Origin of the sequence: Microcoleus asticus IPMA8, from assembly GCF_013179805.1 — a bacterium.
GTDB lineage: Bacteria > Cyanobacteriota > Cyanobacteriia > Cyanobacteriales > Microcoleaceae > Microcoleus > Microcoleus asticus.
The window spans coordinates 1-21,647 of the sequence record NZ_SRRZ01000076.1 but is presented as its reverse complement, the minus strand read 5'-3'; the positions used below and the strand labels follow the sequence as shown (position 1 = coordinate 21,647).

The following is a 21,647-nucleotide window of genomic DNA, read 5'->3' as shown; positions in this document are numbered from 1 at the left end:
CTACAATTCTCAATCTTATACCAATTATTAAAAGGGAACCGTAGGGAAACGGCAATGCCGTTTCCGGTGCGGGGAGTAGGACACGGCATTACCGTGTCCATAGAGATGCTCGATTTTCAGAATTGGTATAATTAGGTTATGCGTAGTTTGACGCGCAAGAATTATAGCGGTGAGGTGCGCACTTCGCACCCTAGATATACAGGTTTTGCGTAAGGACGGAATTAACTGGATTCATAATTACCAATTCTATATTCCATGTGCTCTGCTGTTTGTTCAGCTTGTGCTGTTCCCAAAAGCTTGCCGACAACGTGCAAAGACATATCAATTCCCGCAGAAATTCCCCCAGAGGTGATGATTTTGCCGTTATCTACAAATCGCTGATTTTCGATAATAGTTGTGTTGGGAGCTAATTCTCTCAATAAATCCAATGCCAGATGGTGTGTAGTTGCTGCCAAACCTTCCAACAAGCCAGCTTTTGCTAAAAGCAGCGAACCCGTACAGACAGAAAGCACTAATTCTGCGGTTGGCGCACAATCTTTTATCCAATTAACAACTGCTGAATTATTGATTAACTGTCTCGTACCTTGTCCTCCCGGTACAATTAAAATATCCGGTGGGGGACAATCGGAAATGGTGCAGTGGGGATTGACGCTCAAACCGTTGCGGGCGTTGACAGCACCGGGATGTTCGGCTACCGTAGAGACTGCAAAAGGTCGTGAAGCGAAGCTATCCCGAAGGGAATCGCCCTTACTTAATTCTGATGTCACCGCAAACACTTCAAAAGGACCTGCAAAGTCCAGTACCTCGACATCATCGAACATTAAAATAGCTACGTTCCTAGTTGCCATAAGACATACTTCTGATAGAGACCAAAAATAGGGGCGATTTGTTATGGTAAAAGTGGTATAATTTCAATTATTAAAGCTATGCCGAAAAATATTCGCCATCGCGCCATAAAAATCTGTCTTTTTTGTCTGGCTTGCGTCTTAGCAATTGCTGTTGCGCCAATTGTCACGCCCGCTCAATCCACAACTCAATTAGAATTTCGCATTACTCAATTAGAAACTCAAATTTCTGAACTCAGAGGACAAATCTACAGTTTGCAGAATCAAGGTTCTAGAGTTAACAGGCCTCAGTCTCCTAACCTTCCGGGTGCTAGTCGGACAAATCCTAGAGTGCGGTCGGGAGACCCGATGTTTGACAATTTAGCAACTTTGGCAATTGAAACGAAGCAAGATGTTATCAAAATTAAAGAGCGGTTGTCAAAGCTAGAATCGGCTAGAAATCGCTAGAGGAGTCATTAGTTAGAAGGAAGAGGGAAGAAGTCAGCAGTCATTAGTTAGAAGGATGAAGTCATATTCTCGCCAACTCAAAACTCAAAACTCTCCCCCTCTCCCTCTCTCCGTCTCTTCGACGTTGAGGTCGAGAGCAGCAGGGTCTGCTAAAAATCAAGTTGCAGAACTATTCAATGATATGGAAATAATAGGCTGCAACCAAAAAATTGATAGCTAACAGCAACAGAAACCAGGCTGCGCGAAAGGTGTAAGGGAACTTGCCCGTTTTCATCACGGACTCGGATTTTAATTGGTTCTTCGCTATCTCTGCCATAGGTAAAGCTCCTAATTCATAATGTCACTCTATTTACAAATAGCAGAGAGCGTCGCACTTATGCACAATCCTCTAGAGTTATTTTTTGTAACAACGAGTTTATACCGAGTTAAATAGAGATTAATTTCAATCGCTCTCTCCGGCGTGGTATGAACTGCGGACGAGAGGCCCCGATCGCACGCGCTCAAACCCCATCTCCCGGGCGATCGACCCGAAACGGTCAAATTCGGCCGGCGTCCAGTATTTGCGCACTGGGAGGTGCTCTAGAGACGGTCTCATGTATTGACCGAGGGTGAGCCGATCGCACTTGGCATCCCGCAAATCGGCCATCGCTTCGACTATCTCGGCTTCGGTTTCTCCGTGTCCCAACATCAAACCGGATTTGGTGGGAATATTTGGGTCATATTGCTTAACAATACGCAGAACGTCGATCGAGCGATCGTACTTCGCCCCCCTCCGCACCGGCCCTTGCAACCGACGCACCGTCTCAATATTGTGGTTGTAACAAGCCGGTTTAGCCTCTACCACCGTGCGAATCCGCTGTCGCTGCAACTCATCGAGGCCGGAATTCTCCCCGTCGGGGGCGGGCACGGGGGCACCGCCCCTACCCGTTCCCCCCCAAAAATCCGGCGTCAGCACCTCCACTTCAGTATCCGGGTTCAGAATGCGGATTTGGGCGATCGTCCTGGCAAACCAACCCGCACCCCCATCCGGCAAATCATCCCTCGCCACCGAAGTCAGCACCGCATAGCGCAAACCCAACAACTGCACAGCCTCGGCCACCTTTTGCGGTTCCTCCGGGTCTAGGGGCATCGGAGAATGACCTTTATCTACTTGACAAAAAGCACAAGCGCGGGTGCAAGTCGGCCCCATCAACAAAAAAGTCGCCGTTTTTTGCGCGTAGCACTCGCCCCGGTTGGGACATCTACCCTCCTCGCAAATCGTGTGAATTTGCCGCTGTTTAATAATTTTTTGCACTTGCGAAAGTTCGCTAGCTTTGCCAACGGGCCTGCGCAACCACTGCGGCATCGCCTCGATTTCACCCCGCATTTGGGCGGCAACTGCTTTGACTGTAGGAGTTTGAGGAGTTTGGGGCGACATATAATTAAGTGGCGATCGAGTTAATTCCTTCGATCGTATCCGAAATCAAAGCCCCTGAACTTGTAGCAATCTCACCCTAAACCAGAATCGCGCCCAAGTGCAACAAAACTAAACTCGCCCAGAATTATGGGTAGAATTCTGTTAGGGATATACTGAAGGTTGCAAATCATCACTCATTCATTACTGAAGGAGTCAGTCGTGGCTGGTCAAAAAATCTTGGTAATCGATGACAGTAAAGTCATCCGCGTCCGAGTCCGAGAGATGTTGCCTCAGGGTAACTTTGAAGTTCTAGAAGCAAAAGACGGCGAAGAGGGACTCAAACTGATCCGTCAAGCCCGTCCCAATCTAATTATGTTAGATTTCCTACTGCCGAAAGTCAGCGGTTGGGAAGTTTATCAAAAAGTGCAAGCCCATCCCGAGCTTTCTAAGATACCTTTAGTGATCATGTCGGGCCGCGAAGAAGAGGTGATGGAAAAAATTCCGAAACCCTTTGAGAAGCATTTTTTTGCATTCATCGCCAAACCCTTTGAGAAGAAGCAGCTAACCGAGGCAATCAAATCGGCGATGGTACTGGCGAAAAAGAAACCGGTGCCGGAAGCCCCAGCAGCCGCCGCTGCTGCACCCACTTCTGGAGCGGGTGCCGCCGAAATTCAGGCGATGACTGTGAAAATGGCAAAAATGCAAGCGGAAATTGATGCACTCAAAAAACAAATGACTCAGGTGATTACGATCATCAAGCAGAAATTGAAATAATTTTGCTGTTTTTTGAAGACACTTATGTAGAAGGAAACTTCCACACCGTAAAACTTTCTCTTGAGTCTGAATGGCTGCGCTTTTATCCGCATTTTTTTGCCCAATTGTTTGAGCGAGTGCGATCGCCAACAGCCTGCAACTGGTTTCTCACAATCCCAGTCAGAAAATCAATTAAAAGTTAAAAATAAAATAAGGGAGGAAATTAATTATTAATTAATATTAGGATTTTTAATTCCCGCTCGTTCCACACTCAACAATCAACTCCTCAGTCTCATTTTTTTGGTTAATGACTAACGACTATTCCGACTTTTTGCCTCAACTGCGTGCCTCAACAGAGCAATTATTGAAAAGATTAGACTGCTTCCATCGAGCGCAGGTATTAGCGATCGGAGATTTGACCTTGGACGAGTTTCTTACCGGACAAGTAGAGCGAATTTCCCGCGAAGCACCTGTGTTGATTTTGCGCTACGAAAATACTCAGCAAGTACCCGGAGGTGGCGCAAATGCTGTCTACAATTTAGCCAAACTGGGAGGCAAAGTAAAAGTTGCTGGTTTGGTGGGAAAAGACGACCAGGGAAAGGCTTTGTGCGGTATTTTTGAGGCGGCGGGAATTGATACGGCTGGGATTTTAATCGATTCGCAGCGTCCAACTGTTACCAAAACTCGCATTTCCGGGCACGCGCGGCAGTCGGTGACTCAGCAAATTGTCCGAGTCGATCGCAAATCGGACGAGTTGCCGGATTTAGATTTGCAGTTGCAACTGGCAGACTACATCCGGCAGCAAATACCGACAGTAGATGCAGTGGTTTGTTCCGACTACGGCGACGGAGTTTTGACAAATTTGGCGATCGAATCGGCAGTGGTTCCCGGCAAAACAATTGTAGACGCTCAAACAAATTTGCAGCGATATTCTGGAGCAATGTTATTTACTCCGAACTTGCCAGAAGCCGAGCAAGCAGTCGGATATGCTATCAAAAACCCTCAAACTTTAATGCAAGCAGGACGCGATTTGTTGAACTTAACTCAAGCTCAAAAAATCCTGATTACTCGCGGCGAAGAAGGGATGACTTTGTTTGAAAGGGCGAACGGCGAAGAAATCAAAAATTCACCCCCTCCAACATCCATTTGTGAAAAGGGGGAATTTGCCATTCAAAGTTGGGACATTCCCCCTTTTAACAAGACTGATGTATTCGACGTAACCGGTGCTGGAGATACAGTCGTAGCAGCAATGACTTTAGCTTTGTGCGTCGGTGCATCCGGTTGGGAAGCGGCAGTTTTGGGCAATTTGGCGGCTAGCATTGTCGTGCGTCAATTCGGTACGGCGACAACAACGGTAGAGGAGATGAAAGAAGCTTTGCTATCGCTGATGAATCTGGAATAAAGCCAAAACATAAACCTGCTGGCGATCGATCGAGCATCTATCAGCACTTGAGTTTTTAATCCTGTTTTACTTCAGGCAAATACCCTGGCATTGAGTTAATCTAGTTTATATATAAATTAGTTTAAAAACTTATGGCTGAGACTTCAGGCTATTACGTTCGCGCTGCGAAACTTGCAGAAGTCGAGACAAAGGGCAGTTTGTTAGTGAATTTGGAAAAACACACGATCGCCCTTTTTTACTCAAACGATCGGGTATACGCGATCGACAACCGCTGTCCCCACATGGGTTTTCCCCTCAACGGCAGCACTTGCAAAGATGGCATAGTCACCTGTCCTTGGCACTACGCCCGCTTTGATGTCGCCAGCGGCGGTACTTTTGACTCTTGGGCCGACGACGTGCGATCGTTCCCAGCGGAAATTCGCGACGGGGAAGTTTGGGTAAATTTAGCACAACAGCTTGACCCTTACGCCCACCAGCGCCAGCGACTTCAAGATGGGTTAGAACAAGGAATTTCTCTAGTCATCGCCAAGTCAGTGATTGCCTTGCTAGATATGGGGGCAACTGCCAGCGAACCTTTCCAAATCGGATTAGAATTTGGCACCCGCTACAACAAATCGGGATGGGATACAGGTTTATCGATCCACACCTGCTTGATGAATATCCTGCCTTATCTAGATTCAGAAGACCGACCTCGTGCCCTCTATCAGGGACTTTCGGCAGTGGCCCGCGATAGTGCAGGCGCACCCCCTCACTTTGCGGTTCACCCCTTGCCTAATTCTGAGGTTGATGCAAAGACACTCAAAAGCTGGTTCCGGCAATTTATTGAAATCAGAGACAGCGAAGCGGCGGAACGATGTTTGTTGACAGCAGTACGCGCGCCTCTTGAACGAGAACAAATTGCTGATATGCTGTTTGCGGCCGCTACTGACCACCGCTACATTGATGTCGGTCACAGCCTCGACTTTATTAACAAGGCGTTAGAAGCCCTGGATGCAGTGAATTGGGAAGGGGCAGAAACTGTTTTTGCGAGTTTGGTGGCTGGTTTGGCAAATGCGGCGCGCATGGAAGAGTCGAGTTCTTGGCGCTACCCTGTGGATGTGGTGGCAATTTTAGAGTCAGCGATGGCGCAGTTGCCGGCAGCTTTAGAAATGGGCCGATCGCACCGGGGCAATTGGTTGGGAAGAGAACAGTTAATTCCGATGTTGTTGGGCGAAGATGTATTGGCGATCGTCGATGCACTTTTAACTGCCTTGAAAGAAGGTTGTAGCGAAGACGAATTAGCGAGTGCAGTCACTTATGCTGCTGCCCTCCGCGTAGCCCGGTTTAATACGAATAACGACCACAGCGACTGGAATTCAGCGCACCATCCCTTTACCTTTGCGAATGCGGTGCATCAAGGATTGCGACGATCGCCTTCAATAGAGTTGCTGCGGGGAGTTTTCGATGCAGCCATCGCCGTATATCTCAACCGTTTCTTAAATGTACCGCCTGCGCGACTTCCAGAACCAACAGATGTAGTTGAGAATCCAGAGGAATTGCTCAAACAACTGCCAGACTTGTTGGACAGACAGCAACAGGTGAATCCAGTCGGTAAATTAGTTGCAAAATACTTATATAGCGGCGGCAAATCAGAACGGTTGATGGCAGTTTTAGGAAAACTGATGCTGCGGGAAAATCGGGATTTCCACGTTATTCAACAGGTAGAAGCAGCATTTCGCCAGTATGCTTTATTAGAGAATGCGGGCGATCGCATTGTGGTATTAGTGGCGGCGGCAAGGTATTTAGCCGCCCATGCCCCGACAGTGCGATCGCAAGCACAAACTTATCAAATGGCAGATGGATTGCATCGGGGCGATCGCTTATTTGAGGAGTCACCGGAAGTATAGCTTCTCGTCATCAGGCACTTCTTCGGTAAATAATTGCCCCGATCATTTCTTGGAAATTATCCCCTTGTCATCAATTTTCAAATCTGTCTTGGGAAAATCGCTTTTTGTCAAACGGTCAATCAACCCCACACTCCTAAAATCGTCATCAATAGATGGGATGCCTTGCCGATTAAGTTCCACTGGGATAATCTTACCAGAAACAAAATCCCCTTGCGGAGTCATTTTCACATCCAAAATTAGAGATTGACCGAGTGCTCCTGCTGTGGACAAAGTGCGATAACCCAAAAAATTGCCCAGGGAATAAGCAATCAATTTCCCTTTATAAAGTTCCATCGCTCGGGGAACGTGCGGGCCGTGTCCCAAAATCAAATCCGCTCCCGCATCAATCATCGTCCGCGAAAACAAAACCATATTTCCCCGGTTTTCTCCGTAAAATAATTCGTTTTTGTTTCTCACATTCAGAGCTCCCGTTCCTTCAGCTCCAGCATGAACTGATATCACTACAATATCAGCCTTTTCCTTCGCTTTCTTGACAACTTCGGCTCCCGCTTTCAGTTCCAGCAAGGAATTGTGAACTTCGCCGTAGTTGCTGAACCCGATAAAGGCAAAATTCACGCCTTTGACATTTTGATAAACAATTTGATCTCTTTTGCCAACAGCTTTCATGCCGTTGCTGTCGATGTTTTTAATCGTGTCCTTAAATCCCTGCTCGTTAAAATCGTAAGAGTGATTGTTGGCAACATTCAAAATATCAAAACCAACATCTTTGAAAATTTTGGCATAACTCGGAGGCGTCCGAAAGGCAAACAGCATTCGTCCGCCGCCTGCTTTGGAACTGTAAGGATAATCGGTCATCGTGCTTTCAAAATTGCCAAACAGAATATCAGCTCCTTTGAGGTACGGTTTTACCGACTCGAATAAAAGCTCTTTTTTTGGCGGCAGTTTGTTGTACGGATAATTTGTGCCGGGGATCATGTCGCCAACTGCTTTGATGCTGACAGTTGCGGGCACAGCGGCAGGTTTTTTGGCAGCCGGAGAGGGCGATTTTGGAGCTGGAATGGGTTTGGCTGCGGTTGCAGGTGCCGGTGTCGAGCTCACTTTTTGTACCGCAGGGTTTGACGTTAGAGGGTTAATAGTAGCGGTGCTTGAGGATTTGTAAAGTTGAGAAGCCAGAACAAAGCCGGATATCGGCACGAGAATCAGACTCAGAACACCGACTGACAGCCCAGATTTTTTAGTTTTAGTGCGGGCTAACTCTGGCTGCGGTGATGGCTTTTGCTGCCTTTGGTTTGTGGGTTTTGGAGTTGGGATTTTCGGGGGTTGGGGGCGAGATTTTTCAGGTGTTTGAGTGGGCGCAATTGTGGCATTTTGAGTTTTTTCTAGCTTTGGCAAAGCCACAGGAATTGGGGAAGCGGGTAAACTCGCGGCTACTGCTTCACTCGCAGCTAATGCTGCATTCACCGCAACTAATGCACTCACGGGTGCGGAAGTCAAGGGTTTTTTTAATTCTACCGTCTGAGTCCAACCCGGCAATTGCTGGCCGCCCCGCCGTCCGTAAACTGTCACTGAGTAAACGTTATTTGGTTGCAGTCGCTGCAACCCTTTGACTGCGACTCGGAGGCAGGCTTCTTCTGTTGGCAATTGTTCTGCTTCCAGCAGCAGGTGCAGGGTGTCATTTTCTCGGCTGGCTTTAGCCGTAACCCCAAAGCTTTCGAGTGCTTGGCCGATCAGAAATGCGATCGCCAGGGCATCGCCTTCTTTTGCTAAATTTAAAATATCTTGTTGGCTCACAAATGCCTCTACTCTCTCACACTAGAAATTTAGCTCGATCTTATATCAAATTTGGCGGCACACGATTAAATACCGATTGATTTAGCTTAAGTAAGTGGGTACAAATAAACACAACGTAGGGAGAGGGCGCGTGCGTGAAACAGTTTACTCGCTCTCACTATAGCTCCTAACTAAACTGGCCCCCAGTTCTACAAGATAGTATGATTTTTGGCGCTTGCTTGCTGAATACAATATTTCCTAACGGTTATCTTAGTCGATCGCCCAAAAACTTCTATCCGCCATAATTCCCCCCCTTGAAATTAACATTGGTCAAATCAGCGCTCTCTTTCTTACAGCAGTTTCGATAAAAAAACCCGGTTTCTTCGATCGAGATTGCGTCCTGGAATGTACTGAAAATATTCGGTTTAGCAGCCAAGAATACACTCAAAAATGCTGTTTATCGTTTCCACTGCAAATACACCTTGTCCGACTTCCGTCCAGATTAAGACAAAAACGATCGACCTACAGGCTCGGAAGCTTGTTAAACTCTTGGTCATGCCACGCTATCCGTCAGAAATCGACGGCGAGCAACAATCGCCCGCCTGCGCCCCGGAGGCCCCGTGGCGCTGCGCGTGCAAAGCACGCAGCTAAGGCTCCGCTTGCTGAGGTGAGCTGCAATCAATTTTCTTGATGCCGCTGCTTTATTCGCGGCCGCCGATGTAGCTCGTCTCAAACTAATTAGTTAAAGGACTTCCACGTCAATGACGCAATTGTGTTAATCATATCTGGCTCGCTGCCCTCTCAAACCCGGGTTTTTGGCGAGTCTGGTGCTATTTGTGAGTTAGTTAAGCGCATAGCAGCTAGGATCGAGCTAACTCAAGGTTAAACTAAAGCTCGTCATGCGGCGTTGCCTCTCAAAACCGGATTGAGTCTTATGGCGCACTACCGCTCCTTTGTATGTTTGTTCACCTGCATTGCCTGTCTGGGCGCTGCGTTCAGTCCCAGTGCCGACGGAAGGCAACAGGTACTCAATGCCTCCTACCGGGCTGTTTCCCTAGAAATTGCTCAGGCGAACTCTCCCCCGGACGATCGCCAGGACTCCAACCCTCCAAAACCGTCTCCAGCTCCCGATAAAAACAAATCTAAGCCGTCCAAAACGTCTAAACCTAATTCCAAAATCCCAAAACCGATATCTAATTTGATTGTCATTTTGTCTCGCCAGCGGGGGTTGTTAATGTTGGGTTTGGCAGCAGTTGTCGTCACGGCAGCGGCAGTATTTATTATGCTCAAATTAGTTAGCAACGGCGAGTCAAATCATTCAAGGCGAAGACGGGGGAGAGTCGATCGCCACAACCAAAGAAACTCTCAATTCACTAATCCCGATTCTCCTACAAACTCGCAGGAAATTGGACATCAAGAGGTTTCTTTTGGGGGACAAAAACCGCGGCCAGCTTTGCCCTACCATTTTGATTTGCCAAAAGACTACAATCTCGACAGCAGCGATCTGCCTTTACCGTTTATCCGGGAATTGGGGGAACCAGAATCCGAGGATGCAGTTGTCGAGGGCGATCGAATTAATTCCGACACCGTGCCCTTGGAAACTAACAGCAACGGCTACAGCGACACAGGTTTCAACATTCCCGAAACAACTAATCGAGCCGATTCCCTAGCGAGTCGGAAGAAAGATATTTCCCTTCCAGAAACGGATGGTAGACCTAAAGTTGATATTATTGAAGCACTGATTGAAGATTTGCAGCACCTAAATCCGGCAAAAAGGCGCAAAGCAATTTGGGAACTCGGCCAGCAGGGAGATTCCAGAGCAGTTGAGCCGTTGCTCGATTTGCTAGCAAATTCTGACTCGAAGCAGTACAGTTTAATTTTGGCAAGTCTGTCGGAAATTGGCATTCGCACGCTCAAACCCATGAATAATGCCTGGTCAATTTCGCTGCAAAATGAAAACCCCGAAGTGCGTAAAAATGCGATTCGCGACTTGACGCGGATTTACGAATTGGTGAATCAAATCAGTCACTTGCTGCACCGTGCGACGGACGATCCCGATCCAGAAGTTCAGGAAACAGCTCGCTGGGCCATCAATCAGTTGAATCGCATCCGTCCGCGCTCTGGGAGAGATTGATAAATCTAGCAATTTTTAAGTAATTTGAGATTTGAGATTTGAGAGTGGAAAATTTAGAATTTAGATTATGTTAGAATTAGTGAATGCTAACTAATAACTAATAACTAATGACTAATAACTCTTTAAAACTATTGTTCCTGTCAACTTCTGTCGGTAAACTCGGTTCCGGGTTGGGTGGCGGTGTCGAACTTACAGTTCTTAACATTGCTAAAGAATTGCAGCGTCGCGGTCATAAAATAGCAGTTGTAGCACCAGTAGGTTCAGTCTTAGAATCAACTCCAGTAATCGAAATAACGGGCGATTTGCAAGTACCAGCCCAAACACAAGATGACAAGGCTCCTATTGTGATGCCAGCGGATTCTGTGCTGGCGAATATGTGGGAATATGCTCGCCAAGTTCAGGATGAATGGGATGTCATTGTTAACTTTGCCTACGATTGGCTGCCGTTTTATTTGACGCCATTTTTTAGGACTCCGATCGCCCATTTTATCAGCATGGGTTCCGTTTCTGAATCGCTCGATCGCATCGCCGGACAAACCGCCGCCCAATTTCCCGGTACGATCGGAGTTTACACCGTTTCCCAAGCCGAAACCTTTGCCTTTGCCAAGGAGTGTCAGTTGTTGGGAAGCGGCATAGATTTATCGCTATACGAATTTTGCAGCCAACCGGAACCCAAATTAGCTTGGCTTGGTCGCATCGCCCCGGAAAAAGGCTTAGAAGATGCAGTAGCGACAGCGAAAATTACAGGCATTCCCCTAAAAATTATGGGCAAAATGCAACATGAGGATTATTGGGAAAAAATTTGTGCAGATTACCCGGATGCTCCGGTAGAATATTTAGGGTTTCTGACAACAACCCAAATGCAAGAGCAAGTCCGTAAGTGCCGAGCATTGTTGATGACGCCGCGCTGGGTGGAAGCTTTCGGAAATGTCGCGATCGAGGCTTTAGCGTGCGGTGTGCCTGTGATTGCTTACGAGCGCGGGGGGCCTGCCGAAATTGTTCGAGACCGACTGACGGGCTTTTTAGTGGAGCCTGATAGTGTAAATGGCTTGGTAGGCGCGATCGCCCGCTTAGACCAAATTGACCGCAGCGCTTGCCGGCGACAAGCAGAGGTAGAATATTCTTTGGGAGCTTTGGGCGATCGTTTTGAACACTGGTTCAAATCTATTCTAAAATTGAGTTAAATAAACTCTTAATCGATCACACAAAAAGAAAACAGAAAAAACTATGGCAACCGAACGTTTAGTGCTTTTATCCAGTAGAGAAATCGAAAAAATGCGCCAAGCAGGCCGTTTAGCTGCCGAACTTCTCCTACACCTAGAACCAATGGTTAAACCCGGTGTCAGCACTCTCGAAATTAACGACGAAGCGGAACGCTGGACTTTGGCACACGGAGCAAAAAGCGCTCCGCTAGGCTATAAAGGATTTCCAAAATCTCTGTGTGCAAGCGTCAATGAAGTAGTCTGTCATGGCATCCCCAATGCTAAACAAATTCTGAGAGAAGGTGACATTATTAATATTGATGTAACGCCTTTAGTTGACGGCTATCACGGCGATACTTCCAAGACTTTTTTTGTCGGAAAACCTTCGCCTGTCGCTAAAAAGTTAGTTGAAGTAACTGAGGAATGTCTCAGAAGAGGAATTGCGGAAGTCAAACCGGGTGCTCGTACCGGGGACATCGGTGCAGCGATTCAAGAATATGCTGAAGCACAGGGTTTTTCGGTAGTGCGAAATTTTGCGGGACACGGCGTTCACCGCGTTTTTCACACCGAACCGGAAATTCTGCACTACGGCAAGCGGGACACGGGGAAGAAGCTCAGACAAGGCATGGTTTTTACGATCGAGCCGATGATTAATGAGGGTACTTGGGAAGTGGAAATTTTGGGCGATGGTTGGACTGCGATCACCCAGGATGGAAAGCTTTCGGCTCAATTCGAGCACACGCTAGCTGTTACTGATTCTGGGGTAGAAATTCTGACTTTACCGTAGCAATGATTAACAAACAATCTGAAAAACTCACTCCTAAATCAATAATTAACCATATCCTGTAGGGGCGGGTTTCACCGACAATATCTAACGATTATCAACAATCTAGATAAACCCGCCCCGCCACAACCGATAACCCATATCAACCTGAAATTTGCATCGAATCCGAAAATGAGGTTTGTATTTATGGGTGGGTGGAGGAGGGTTTGCGAGATTGTCTGTTTTAGTCAGCAATTCTCTGTAAAACTCGCCCCTACGGAATTACGATCGATTCACAAAAGACGATTTAACTAATAACTAATAACTAATAACTAATAACTAATGACTGACATAAAATTTCTGCAACCAGGAGATTTGCTCAAAGTAATTGCCCCTAGTGGCACTCTGCGAGAATCAACCAACTTTGAAAAGGGTGTAGAAATTTGGAAATCTCGCGGCTATCGAGTTGAATTAACACCGGGTTTTGACGATCGCTGGGGCTATTTGGCAGGTTCCGACGAAAACCGCGTCCGACAGCTAGCAGATGCCCTCAATGACCCGGATTGTCGCGGTATTCTCTGTGTTCGAGGCGGTTTCGGCAGCACTCGACTTTTGGAAAAAGGAAATGTGAGAAAGACGGAAAACTCCCAATTTCCACCTCCCGATTCCCATTCGCCGAAATGGTTGATCGGCTTTTCCGACATTACTGCTTTGCTGTGGAATCAGGATAAATTGGGCGTTTGGGGCGTTCACGGGCCGATGCTGACAACTTTGGCGGATGAACCGGATTGGTCTGTCGATCGACTTTTTGACTGCATCGAAGGTCGTCCCTTACAATCTTTGCAAGGTAAAGGATGGGGGAGCGGAAAAGCCACGGGACGGCTGTTTCCGGCGAATCTGACGGTTGCTTCTCATTTGCTCGGAACCCCGTATCAACCGGATTTGACCGGGGTTATTCTCGCATTTGAGGATGTTTCTGAGGCTCCTTACAGGGTCGATCGAATGCTGACTTTGTGGCGGATGGCGGGGGCTTTCGCAGGCGTGCGGGGCATTGCTTTGGGGCGCTTCAGTCGCTGCGAGATTGACCCGAGTATTCCCAGTTTTAGCATTGAAGAGGTTTTGCGCGATCGGCTGGGGGACTTGAATATTCCCATTGTCTCGGATTTGCCCTTCGGCCACGAGGGGGTTAACGCTGCTTTACCGATGGGAATTAGGGCTTGTCTCGACGCTGAATCGGGATTGCTGATTTGCGGCGATAAATCGCAACTTTAGGTGAAGGATCGACGTCTATAAATTTAACATGAGATTTTGCACCAGCTAAACAGCCCTGGCGTTGGGTGAGGTTGACACGGTTGGCAGAAATTACATTTAAAATGGATTGTGTATGCAAATGTCGGCGCCAAGAAAGCACAAAGATTTTAAAATTTTCCAGAGGTTGATATGAGAACGCACAACTTGTTAAAAAGTATTGCTGCCACTGTGCTAGTTGCAGGATTGGCACTCACTGGCATTTCGTCTAGTGCAGTTGGCGAACAGATACAGAATAACGATCGCATAGATGGAGTAATTCGCCGCACTTCCCCTATTTACCGTTTCCGGAATATGTGGGTTCCGGGTTCTCCGACGGAAGAATTGCGCGGCCAAGAATACACATTCAGCGCTCGCGAAGGCGATAACATTGAAGTGTTTTTAAACACAGATAGAAGTCGCGGTTTTACTCCCGTTATGGTGCTGTTTTACGGTAACAACAAACAAGTCGCCTTTACGCAAGACCGTTCTTTTAATTATCAAATTCCCCGTAGTGGCGATTACAAGCTTTTAGTATTAGCAAAAGATGCTGCGAGGGGCGGTAACTACACGCTGGAAGTTGCGGGAATTGATGGGGGCGACAGACGGGGCAATTCGCGGGACGATTGGTACAGCGGGCGAGATAACGGCCGAAATGACGGTCGATATGACAGAGCACAGCTTCTGCAAGATGATTTTGGCTTGCGGTCTGTTGATTGTCGCGAGAGACGTTCTGTGGTGAGAGTAAGGTTTGACGATAATAATCAAAACTCGACTTACTGCGCTGTCCCGACTAGAAACTTTCCGGCGGGAGATTATTACTACAATTCGCGGACTAGAGATTTAGATTCGGCGAGGCTGGATGATAATAGGAGGTTCGATGAGGGCCGCGATCAATGTCGCGTATCCGTAGGCGGAGTGTGCGTAACGAGGTAAGTAGGTCAAACTGTAGCGCGGGATCAGAAACCGGGTTTCTACGAAGAAACCCGGTTTCTTTGCGTATACACAGGATTTATACCAGTCCTTTATATACAGTCGATCTCTAACCGAAAGCATCCAGGATACAAGCCCCCGGATTCATCCGTCCAGAAATAAAAAACCTGTATCCGATAAAGGAGCCCCCGAATTTATCCGTGGGGTCAATGCTTCAATTCTTTAATCTAAAATCTAAAATCTAAAATCGATTGACCCTCGCCTCACTTTCTTTGGCCATGACAAAATACACATTTGTACACACAAGATTTTGTCGAAAAGGACGATCGCACAGTGGTAAGCTACCAAAGGCATTAAAATATCTAAGGTAGAGAAAAGTTAAAATGTCGGCATTAAATGAAGTTCCCTTGTTGTTGCGGGCAGCCCGCGGCGAAACCCTAGACCGCCCGCCCGTGTGGATGATGCGTCAAGCCGGCCGCTACATGAAGGCTTATCGAGATTTGCGAGAAAAGTATCCCTCCTTTCGCGAACGTTCCGAAATTCCCGAAGTTGCGATCGAAGTTTCCCTTCAGCCGTGGCGCGCGTTTCAACCCGACGGCGTAATTCTGTTTTCCGATATTGTCACACCCATGCCCGGTTTGGGCATCGACATGGACATCGCCGAAGGCAAAGGCCCGATTATCCACGCACCCATCCGAACTCAGCAGCAAATCGACAACCTGCAACCGCTGAACCCGGAAGAAAGCTTGCCATTTATCAAAACCATCCTCAAATCCCTGCGCGAAGAAGTCGGCAACAAATCCACCGTGCTCGGTTTTGTGGGCGCGCCGTGGACGCTGGCGGCCTATGCGGTTGAGGGCAAAGGTTCTAAGGATTATGCAATTATCAAAAACATGGCATTTTCCGATCCAACTTTACTGCATCAGTTGCTCTCAAAATTCGCAGATGCGATCGCCGTTTACGTGCGCTATCAAATCGACTGCGGCGCGCAAGTAGTGCAAATGTTCGACTCCTGGGCCGGCCAACTGTCCCCGCAAGACTACGACACCTTCGCTCTACCTTACCAGAAACAAGTATTCGAGCAAGTCAAAAAAACCCATCCCGACACCCCGCTAATTCTGTTAGTCACTGGAAGTGCCGGCATCCTCGAACGCATGGCAACATCCGGCGCGGATATCGTCAGCGTCGATTGGACTGTTGACATGGCCGACGCGCGCCGACGTTTGGGCCCGAATATGAACGTTCAAGGAAATCTCGATCCGGGCGTGTTGTTTGGTTCTCAACCGTTTATTCGCGATCGAATTCTTGATACAATTCGCAAAGCCGGTCATCGCGGACACATCCTCAATTTGGGACACGGCGTATTACCGGGAACTCCCGAAGATAACGTGCGTTTCTTCTTTGAAACCGCAAAACAAGCCGACAAATTGCTTGCAGTTGCTGCTTGATTTGATTTCGATTCTAGAATCCGATCGAATCCTGTTAATTGCACCTGATATTTGTAGGGATAGGGCAATGCCATATCCCTACCGTGGAAAAAACATATATAATCCGAGTGAGTCCGGTTAATCTGACATTTTGCACCTGTTGCAATAGTCCCTTATTGGGCGGGCAGGATGCCCACCCCACAAGAAAATTTAATTTTTGTGGAACAGGCATCTTGCCTGTTATTGAGAATGCTGTAAGATTTAAGTTTAATTGCATCTGATATTTGTAGGGACACGGCCATGCCGTCTCCCTAGCGTCGAAAAAGCGTCAAATCCTTCCTCTTCTCCTGCGGCAAAATGAACTCCAAAAAAATTTTTGTGACGGGTGCAAGTGGCTGTATCGGTCACTACATGGCCGAAACTTTGATTCAAGAAACAAACCACGAACTTTACCTCTTAGTTCGCAACCCCGAAAAATTAAAATTTGATTGGAAAGCCCGCCCCGGCATCCATATAATACAAGGCGATATGCGAGATATCGAGCAATTTGCCGAACTTCTCCAAACAATAAATGTAGCAATTGTAGCCGCTACTGCTTGGGGAGGAACTCAAGAAGTTTTTGATGTTAACATAACCAAAACTCTCCGTTTAATTCAACTACTTTCGCCACAGACTTGCCAACAAGTAATTTATTTTTCAACGGCCAGTATTCTCGGTCGAGACAACAATTTGCTCAAAGAAGCCGGGGAACTGGGGACAGATTATATTAGCTCAAAATACAACTGCATGGTGCATTTGTCAGCTTTGACAAATGTGCCTCCGATTACGGCACTTTACCCGACATTAGTATTGGGAGGAGACGCAGAAAAACCAGTCTCTCACTTGTCATCTGGCCTGCCACTTGTCGCAAAATGGATTGGTTTGATTCGCTGGTTTAAGGCAGATGGCAGTTTTCACTTCATCCACGGCGCAGATATTGCTAAAGTAGTTAATTATTTAGTTGAACATCCGCCGGCTTCCGAGGAACCGCGACATTTTGTGCTAGGAAATCCAGCGATTACAGCTAACGAAGTGGTAGAACAAGCTTGCCAGTATTTGAATAAAAAGATATTTTTTAGGATTACTTTGTCAGCTTGGCTAGCCAATTTCTTTATTTGGCTGTTCCGAATTCAGGTTGCTGCTTGGGATAGATTTTGCATCAGCTACCGCCATTTTACCTATCAAAATCTTGTGAATCCCGAAAGCATAGGAATGCCGAGTTACTGCGGCACAGTGGCCGATATGTTAAGAACTAGCGGGATTCCCGGCAAAGATTCAAATTAGGTGAGAAGGAAGAGGGAAGAGGGAAGAGGGAAGAAGGAAGAGGGAAGGGGGAATGTGCACCTTACGAAATATATGTAGGGTGCGCCGAGGTGTATTTTACGAATAATGTAAGTTTTTCAAATTCTTTTTTGCCTTAATCCCATGCTTTTTAAATGCGATTATCGTCAATTAAGGGTCAAATACGATAAGATATCAGCATTTGCAAACTTTAACAGGGAACTGCAAGCTAAAAATTGCGCTGACGATCTTTGTCTTAGGGGGTTTCACCCCTCGCCAGATATTCGATCGAGTGCAAGATCGTAATTTTAGCCTTAACATTAAGTCTTGAGAGTCGATCGAACTCTCAAACACGCCAGCCCGATCGCAAGTTGTTTACTGATGTGAGGTTTAACATATAATGCGAGTTCTTCTAGTTTACCCCCTGTTTCCGAAAACATTTTGGTCTTACGAGAAAATCCTAGAATTAGTCGATCGTAAAGTGCTGCTGCCACCGCTGGGTTTGGTAACGGTAGCAGCTATTTTACCCCAAGAATGGGAATTTAAGTTAGTCGATCGCAACATCAGACAAATCACAGAAGCAGAATGGGAATGGGCAGAGCTCGTTATTCTGTCCGCCATGATTGTCCAAAAAGAAGATTTGCTAGACATAATTCGCGAAGCAAAACGGCGCGGTAAATCCGTAGCTTGCGGCGGCCCCTACCCCACTTCCGTACCCGAAGAACCTCAAGCAGCGGGCATAGATTACCTGATTCTCGACGAAGGCGAAATCACCTTGCCGATGTTCGTCGAAGCAATACAACGGGGCGAAAAAAGCGGAATTTATCGATCGGACGGCGTAAAACCAGATGTTACGACAACCCCCGTTCCCCGCTTCGACTTGCTGGAATTAGACGCCTACGATTCGATGTCGATTCAATTTTCCCGAGGCTGTCCCTTCCAGTGCGAATTCTGCGATATCATCGTCCTCTACGGCCGCAAACCCCGCACCAAAAACCCCCAACAATTGATAGCAGAATTAGACTATCTCTACAACTTGGGCTGGCGGCGCGGCGTGTTCATGGTAGACGACAACTTTATCGGCAACAAACGCAGCGTCAAACTGTTGCTAAAAGACTTAAAAGTTTGGCAAGAAGAACACAAATTCCCCTTTACTTTCAACACAGAAGCATCCATCGATTTAGCCCAAGACCAAGAATTGATGGAGATGATGGTAGCTTGCAATTTCAATGCAGTGTTTTTAGGGATTGAAACCCCTGATGAAGAAAGCCTGCAAATGACCAAGAAATTCCAAAATACCCGCAATTCCCTGATCGAATCAGTAGAGTTAATTGCGAAAACTGGTTTGCGAGTAATGGCCGGATTCATCATCGGATTCGACGGCGAAAAACCCGGTGCCGGTCAGCGGATTGTCCAGTTTGCCGAAGCAGCAGCTATTCCAAGCACAACCTTTGGAATGCTGCAAGCTTTGCCGCACACGGCATTGTCCCACAGATTAGCAAAAGAAGGGCGGTTGCGCGACAAATCTGGCAACCTCAATCAGACTACTTTAATGAACTTTATCCCGACGCGGCCTCTCGAAGATATTGCCCGCGAATATGTCGAGGCATTCTGCGAAGTGTACGATGCTGAGAAATATTTAGACCGGACTTATCGCCATTTCTTAATGTTGGGTGCACCTACAGCAAAGATACCTGCGAGAGTTCCCAGTTGGATCGATTTGCGAGCACTGTTAACTGTGGTTTGGCGACAAGGAGTTAAGCGTAGCACTCGCTGGAAGTTTTGGCATCATTTGTTCAGCATTCTCAAGCGCAATCCTGCGGTTTGGGATCATTATTTGACTGTGTGTGCTCACAACGAGCATTTCCTCGAATACCGCCAAATTGTGCGGGATGAAATTGAAGCTCAATTGGCTGAGTTTTTGGCTAATGAGTCTCAAACTGTATATCAAGAACCTGTTGCTGTTGAGGAAAAGCAAGTGCAAGCGGTTTAGGGTTGAAGAATTCAACCGCATATGAACGCAGGTAAACGCAGATGAATGTAAGATTGTCTGCGTTTATTTTATTTTTAATCTCGTTTCCAGGTTCGAGCTGGAAATGTCATATCCTGCGGCTCTGCCACCTCTTGAGAGCAGGCGAGAGAGCCTCCCGAGGGATTTCCAGTTTCTCACTGAAAACGTGAAATACTACTATTGGCGACAGCAGTTATTTCGGCAGATAGAGGCGCGATCGCCCCGACATATGAAAATCTAATAACAAGCTCAAAAATATCAAAATAGCGATCGCCCTCAACCCGCCATGTTAGGAACAAATCAACTCAGAACAGCCGCTCTCTTAGGACTCCTAAGCGGCCTTCTCGTTTTAGGAAGTTATTATTTAATCGGCAACGAGCAAGGACTTTACATCGGTTTAGCGCTAGCCGCCTTCTCAAGTTTTAGCTCTTGGTACTATTCCGACACGGCCGCGTTAATGGCTTACCGCGCTCAGCCGATCGCCCGCAGCGAAGCACCTGAAATCTACGATATGGTAGCATCGCTGAGCGAAAAAGCCCAAATTCCGGTGCCGAAAATATTTCTAGTTCCCACTCAATCTCCCAACGCATTCGCCACAGGAAGAGACCCGGAACACGCGACAATAGCAGTTACTGAAGGCATCATCAATCTGCTTTCCCGCGAAGAATTGGAAGGCGTTTTAGCGCACGAACTGACTCACATCCGCAACCGCGACACCCTCACTCAAGCAGTTGCAGGGACAATTGCCGGCGCGATTACATTTGTCGGGCGAATTCTGACTTTTGGAGCGCTTTACGGCCCGGTGACGCGGGATAGCAGACAAGGCCCGAATCCGTTTGGTTTGCTGTTTTTAATCATTTTAGCACCGCTATCAGCAACCGTAATTCAATTGGCGATTTCTCGAACCAGGGAATTTGCAGCCGACAGCGGTGCGGTGGAAATTACCAATAACCCGATCGGTTTAGCAAACGCGCTGCAAAAATTGGAGAAAATCGGTCGTGAAATTCCGATGCACGGCAATCCTGCGATGTCGCCGCTGCTGATTGTGAATCCTTTTTCGACTAAAGGTTTGCAGTCACTTTTCCGCACTCACCCGCCGACCGAAGAGCGAATTCAGCGCCTTTTGGAAATCGCGCAGCAGCAGCAAGGTACTCCAGTTATGGCCTACGTGCCCGGAATTTGATCTGTCGAAAATGCAGCAACAATATTTAGAAACCCGGTGTTTTGAAGCAACCGGGTTTCTGTATGTTTGTAACGATAACTGTATGGAGCGACTAATTCGATAGGTAGGGGCGATCGCACTCCGTATAATCATCGCAGTGGCATGGGAGAAATGGATAAGATTGTGAGGGGAAAAAGAGGTTGGCTTGATGAAAAAAAAACCAACCTATAAAAGGCGCGATAGCGCTATAATTTAACGTTAGTCCAGCTCTTGTATCAGTGGTTTTTTCTCACGCCGCTGCCCCCGCAAAAAATCTGCTCCTTTAAGACATTTTATTTCAATTGCTTCCCCGTACTTGGGATTAGGCGACTCCCAACAAAAGAAGAACAGATCTTTCCCTGACTTAACAGCAGACCTTAAACTACTGTTGCTACTGTTCCTCAAGTGAGATTGTAGCCGTCCCTTTACACAACTATCTGACTTTCCCAAATACATAGTTTCAGAATCATAACTGTCAATGTAATACAGTCCTTCCAATCCATCAGGAAGGGGTGCATCTCACTTTTGCAAATATATGAAAAAGGGCTCAAATGAAAAAGCTAGTAAAACTGTGAAAAAAGATGAGGTAAAAAAAATGACACCCTCAGAGCAACAACGCCTAAAAGCACACTTAAAAGGGGTAGCAGAAATTCTTTACAGAAATACAGATTCAACCGAACTTTCAAATTTTGAAAGTATCGAAAATTCTCTCCGTCAAAAAATGTTAAAAGAAGTTGGACCCGAACTAGGTAGGTTTTTTTTTCAAAAGTATCAGGAATTAAAACAGGAAGACAGCGAACCGTAAAATCATTAGTCGGGTTGCTGAATATTACAGACAATCAGGCGAAATATTTCGGGCTAAAACCTTAT

18 protein-coding genes and 1 pseudogene are annotated in these 21,647 nt (G+C 46.9%); 15 read left to right on the top strand and 4 right to left on the bottom strand.

The features are described from left to right. Positions 1-221 precede the first annotated feature (221 nt). The gene (locus E5S67_RS19765; RefSeq protein ID WP_172190110.1) at positions 222-848 is read right to left on the bottom strand and encodes a DJ-1/PfpI family protein; all 627 of its coding nucleotides are present in this window, start codon (positions 846-848) and stop codon (positions 222-224) included. A 78-nt stretch (positions 849-926) separates the two neighbouring features. On the opposite strand from E5S67_RS19765, the gene E5S67_RS19760 reads away from it, so the two are divergent. Continuing rightward, on the top strand, positions 927-1,292 hold the full coding sequence (locus E5S67_RS19760) for a hypothetical protein (protein ID WP_172190108.1): 366 nt from the start codon (positions 927-929) through the stop codon (positions 1,290-1,292). Between the two features lie 169 nt (positions 1,293-1,461). Here E5S67_RS19760 and psaX read toward each other — a convergent pair whose 3' ends face one another. Both psaX and E5S67_RS19750 read right to left on the bottom strand, forming a co-directional pair. Beyond that, positions 1,462-1,566 (bottom strand): photosystem I protein PsaX, encoded by a 105-nt coding sequence (psaX, locus tag E5S67_RS19755; RefSeq protein ID WP_333309486.1) that lies wholly within the window; start codon positions 1,564-1,566, stop codon positions 1,462-1,464. 168 nt (positions 1,567-1,734) lie between these two features. Next, positions 1,735-2,709: a lipoyl synthase gene (locus E5S67_RS19750; RefSeq protein WP_172190104.1), complete on the bottom strand. Its 975-nt coding sequence runs from the start codon at positions 2,707-2,709 to the stop codon at positions 1,735-1,737. 198 nt (positions 2,710-2,907) lie between these two features. Here E5S67_RS19750 and E5S67_RS19745 point away from each other — a divergent pair, with 198 nt between their 5' ends. The 4 genes from E5S67_RS19745 to E5S67_RS19730 all read left to right on the top strand — a co-directional run bounded on the left by E5S67_RS19745 (position 2,908) and on the right by E5S67_RS19730 (position 6,729). Then, a complete protein-coding gene (locus tag E5S67_RS19745; RefSeq protein ID WP_172190102.1) occupies positions 2,908-3,462 on the top strand; it encodes a response regulator in 555 nt (184 codons plus the stop codon). Positions 3,463-3,464: 2 nt separating this feature from the next. Further along, the gene (locus E5S67_RS19740; protein WP_172190100.1) at positions 3,465-3,644 is read left to right on the top strand and encodes a hypothetical protein; all 180 of its coding nucleotides are present in this window, start codon (positions 3,465-3,467) and stop codon (positions 3,642-3,644) included. 104 nt (positions 3,645-3,748) lie between these two features. After that, positions 3,749-4,843: a bifunctional heptose 7-phosphate kinase/heptose 1-phosphate adenyltransferase gene (locus tag E5S67_RS19735; RefSeq protein ID WP_172190099.1), complete on the top strand. Its 1,095-nt coding sequence runs from the start codon at positions 3,749-3,751 to the stop codon at positions 4,841-4,843. Between the two features lie 131 nt (positions 4,844-4,974). Beyond that, positions 4,975-6,729 (top strand): Rieske (2Fe-2S) protein, encoded by a 1,755-nt coding sequence (locus E5S67_RS19730; RefSeq protein ID WP_172190098.1) that lies wholly within the window; start codon positions 4,975-4,977, stop codon positions 6,727-6,729. Between the two features lie 42 nt (positions 6,730-6,771). Here E5S67_RS19730 and E5S67_RS19725 read toward each other — a convergent pair whose 3' ends face one another. Then, entirely contained in the window at positions 6,772-8,520 is a 1,749-nt protein-coding gene (locus tag E5S67_RS19725; RefSeq protein WP_172190097.1) for a CapA family protein, read from the bottom strand. A 913-nt stretch (positions 8,521-9,433) separates the two neighbouring features. Between E5S67_RS19725 and E5S67_RS19720 the strand changes: the two genes are divergently transcribed. The 10 genes and pseudogenes from E5S67_RS19720 to E5S67_RS19675 all read left to right on the top strand — a co-directional run. Beyond that, positions 9,434-10,633, top strand: a complete 1,200-nt coding sequence (locus tag E5S67_RS19720; RefSeq protein ID WP_172190096.1) for a HEAT repeat domain-containing protein — start codon at positions 9,434-9,436, stop codon at positions 10,631-10,633. Between the two features lie 107 nt (positions 10,634-10,740). After that, positions 10,741-11,817, top strand: a complete 1,077-nt coding sequence (locus E5S67_RS19715; RefSeq protein WP_172190095.1) for a glycosyltransferase family 4 protein — start codon at positions 10,741-10,743, stop codon at positions 11,815-11,817. 43 nt (positions 11,818-11,860) lie between these two features. Further along, complete coding sequence (map, locus tag E5S67_RS19710) at positions 11,861-12,622, top strand: type I methionyl aminopeptidase (protein WP_172190094.1); 762 nt, start codon at positions 11,861-11,863, stop codon at positions 12,620-12,622. A gap of 318 nt (positions 12,623-12,940) precedes the next feature. Then, on the top strand, positions 12,941-13,870 hold the full coding sequence (locus tag E5S67_RS19705; RefSeq protein ID WP_172190093.1) for a S66 peptidase family protein: 930 nt from the start codon (positions 12,941-12,943) through the stop codon (positions 13,868-13,870). A gap of 168 nt (positions 13,871-14,038) precedes the next feature. Next, the gene (locus E5S67_RS19700; protein WP_172190092.1) at positions 14,039-14,821 is read left to right on the top strand and encodes a hypothetical protein; all 783 of its coding nucleotides are present in this window, start codon (positions 14,039-14,041) and stop codon (positions 14,819-14,821) included. A 380-nt stretch (positions 14,822-15,201) separates the two neighbouring features. Further along, positions 15,202-16,266 carry a uroporphyrinogen decarboxylase gene (gene hemE, locus E5S67_RS19695; RefSeq protein ID WP_172190091.1) on the top strand — a complete coding sequence of 355 codons (1,065 nt, stop codon included), beginning with the start codon at positions 15,202-15,204 and terminating at the stop codon, positions 16,264-16,266. A gap of 336 nt (positions 16,267-16,602) precedes the next feature. Then, positions 16,603-17,568 (top strand): NAD-dependent epimerase/dehydratase family protein, encoded by a 966-nt coding sequence (locus tag E5S67_RS19690; RefSeq protein WP_172190090.1) that lies wholly within the window; start codon positions 16,603-16,605, stop codon positions 17,566-17,568. A 397-nt stretch (positions 17,569-17,965) separates the two neighbouring features. After that, positions 17,966-19,558: a B12-binding domain-containing radical SAM protein gene (locus E5S67_RS19685; RefSeq protein WP_172190089.1), complete on the top strand. Its 1,593-nt coding sequence runs from the start codon at positions 17,966-17,968 to the stop codon at positions 19,556-19,558. A 304-nt stretch (positions 19,559-19,862) separates the two neighbouring features. Then, positions 19,863-20,759 carry a M48 family metalloprotease gene (locus E5S67_RS19680; RefSeq protein ID WP_172190088.1) on the top strand — a complete coding sequence of 299 codons (897 nt, stop codon included), beginning with the start codon at positions 19,863-19,865 and terminating at the stop codon, positions 20,757-20,759. Between the two features lie 613 nt (positions 20,760-21,372). Next, positions 21,373-21,647: pseudogene (locus E5S67_RS19675) on the top strand (ISKra4-like element ISMiva1 family transposase); the annotation flags it as partial.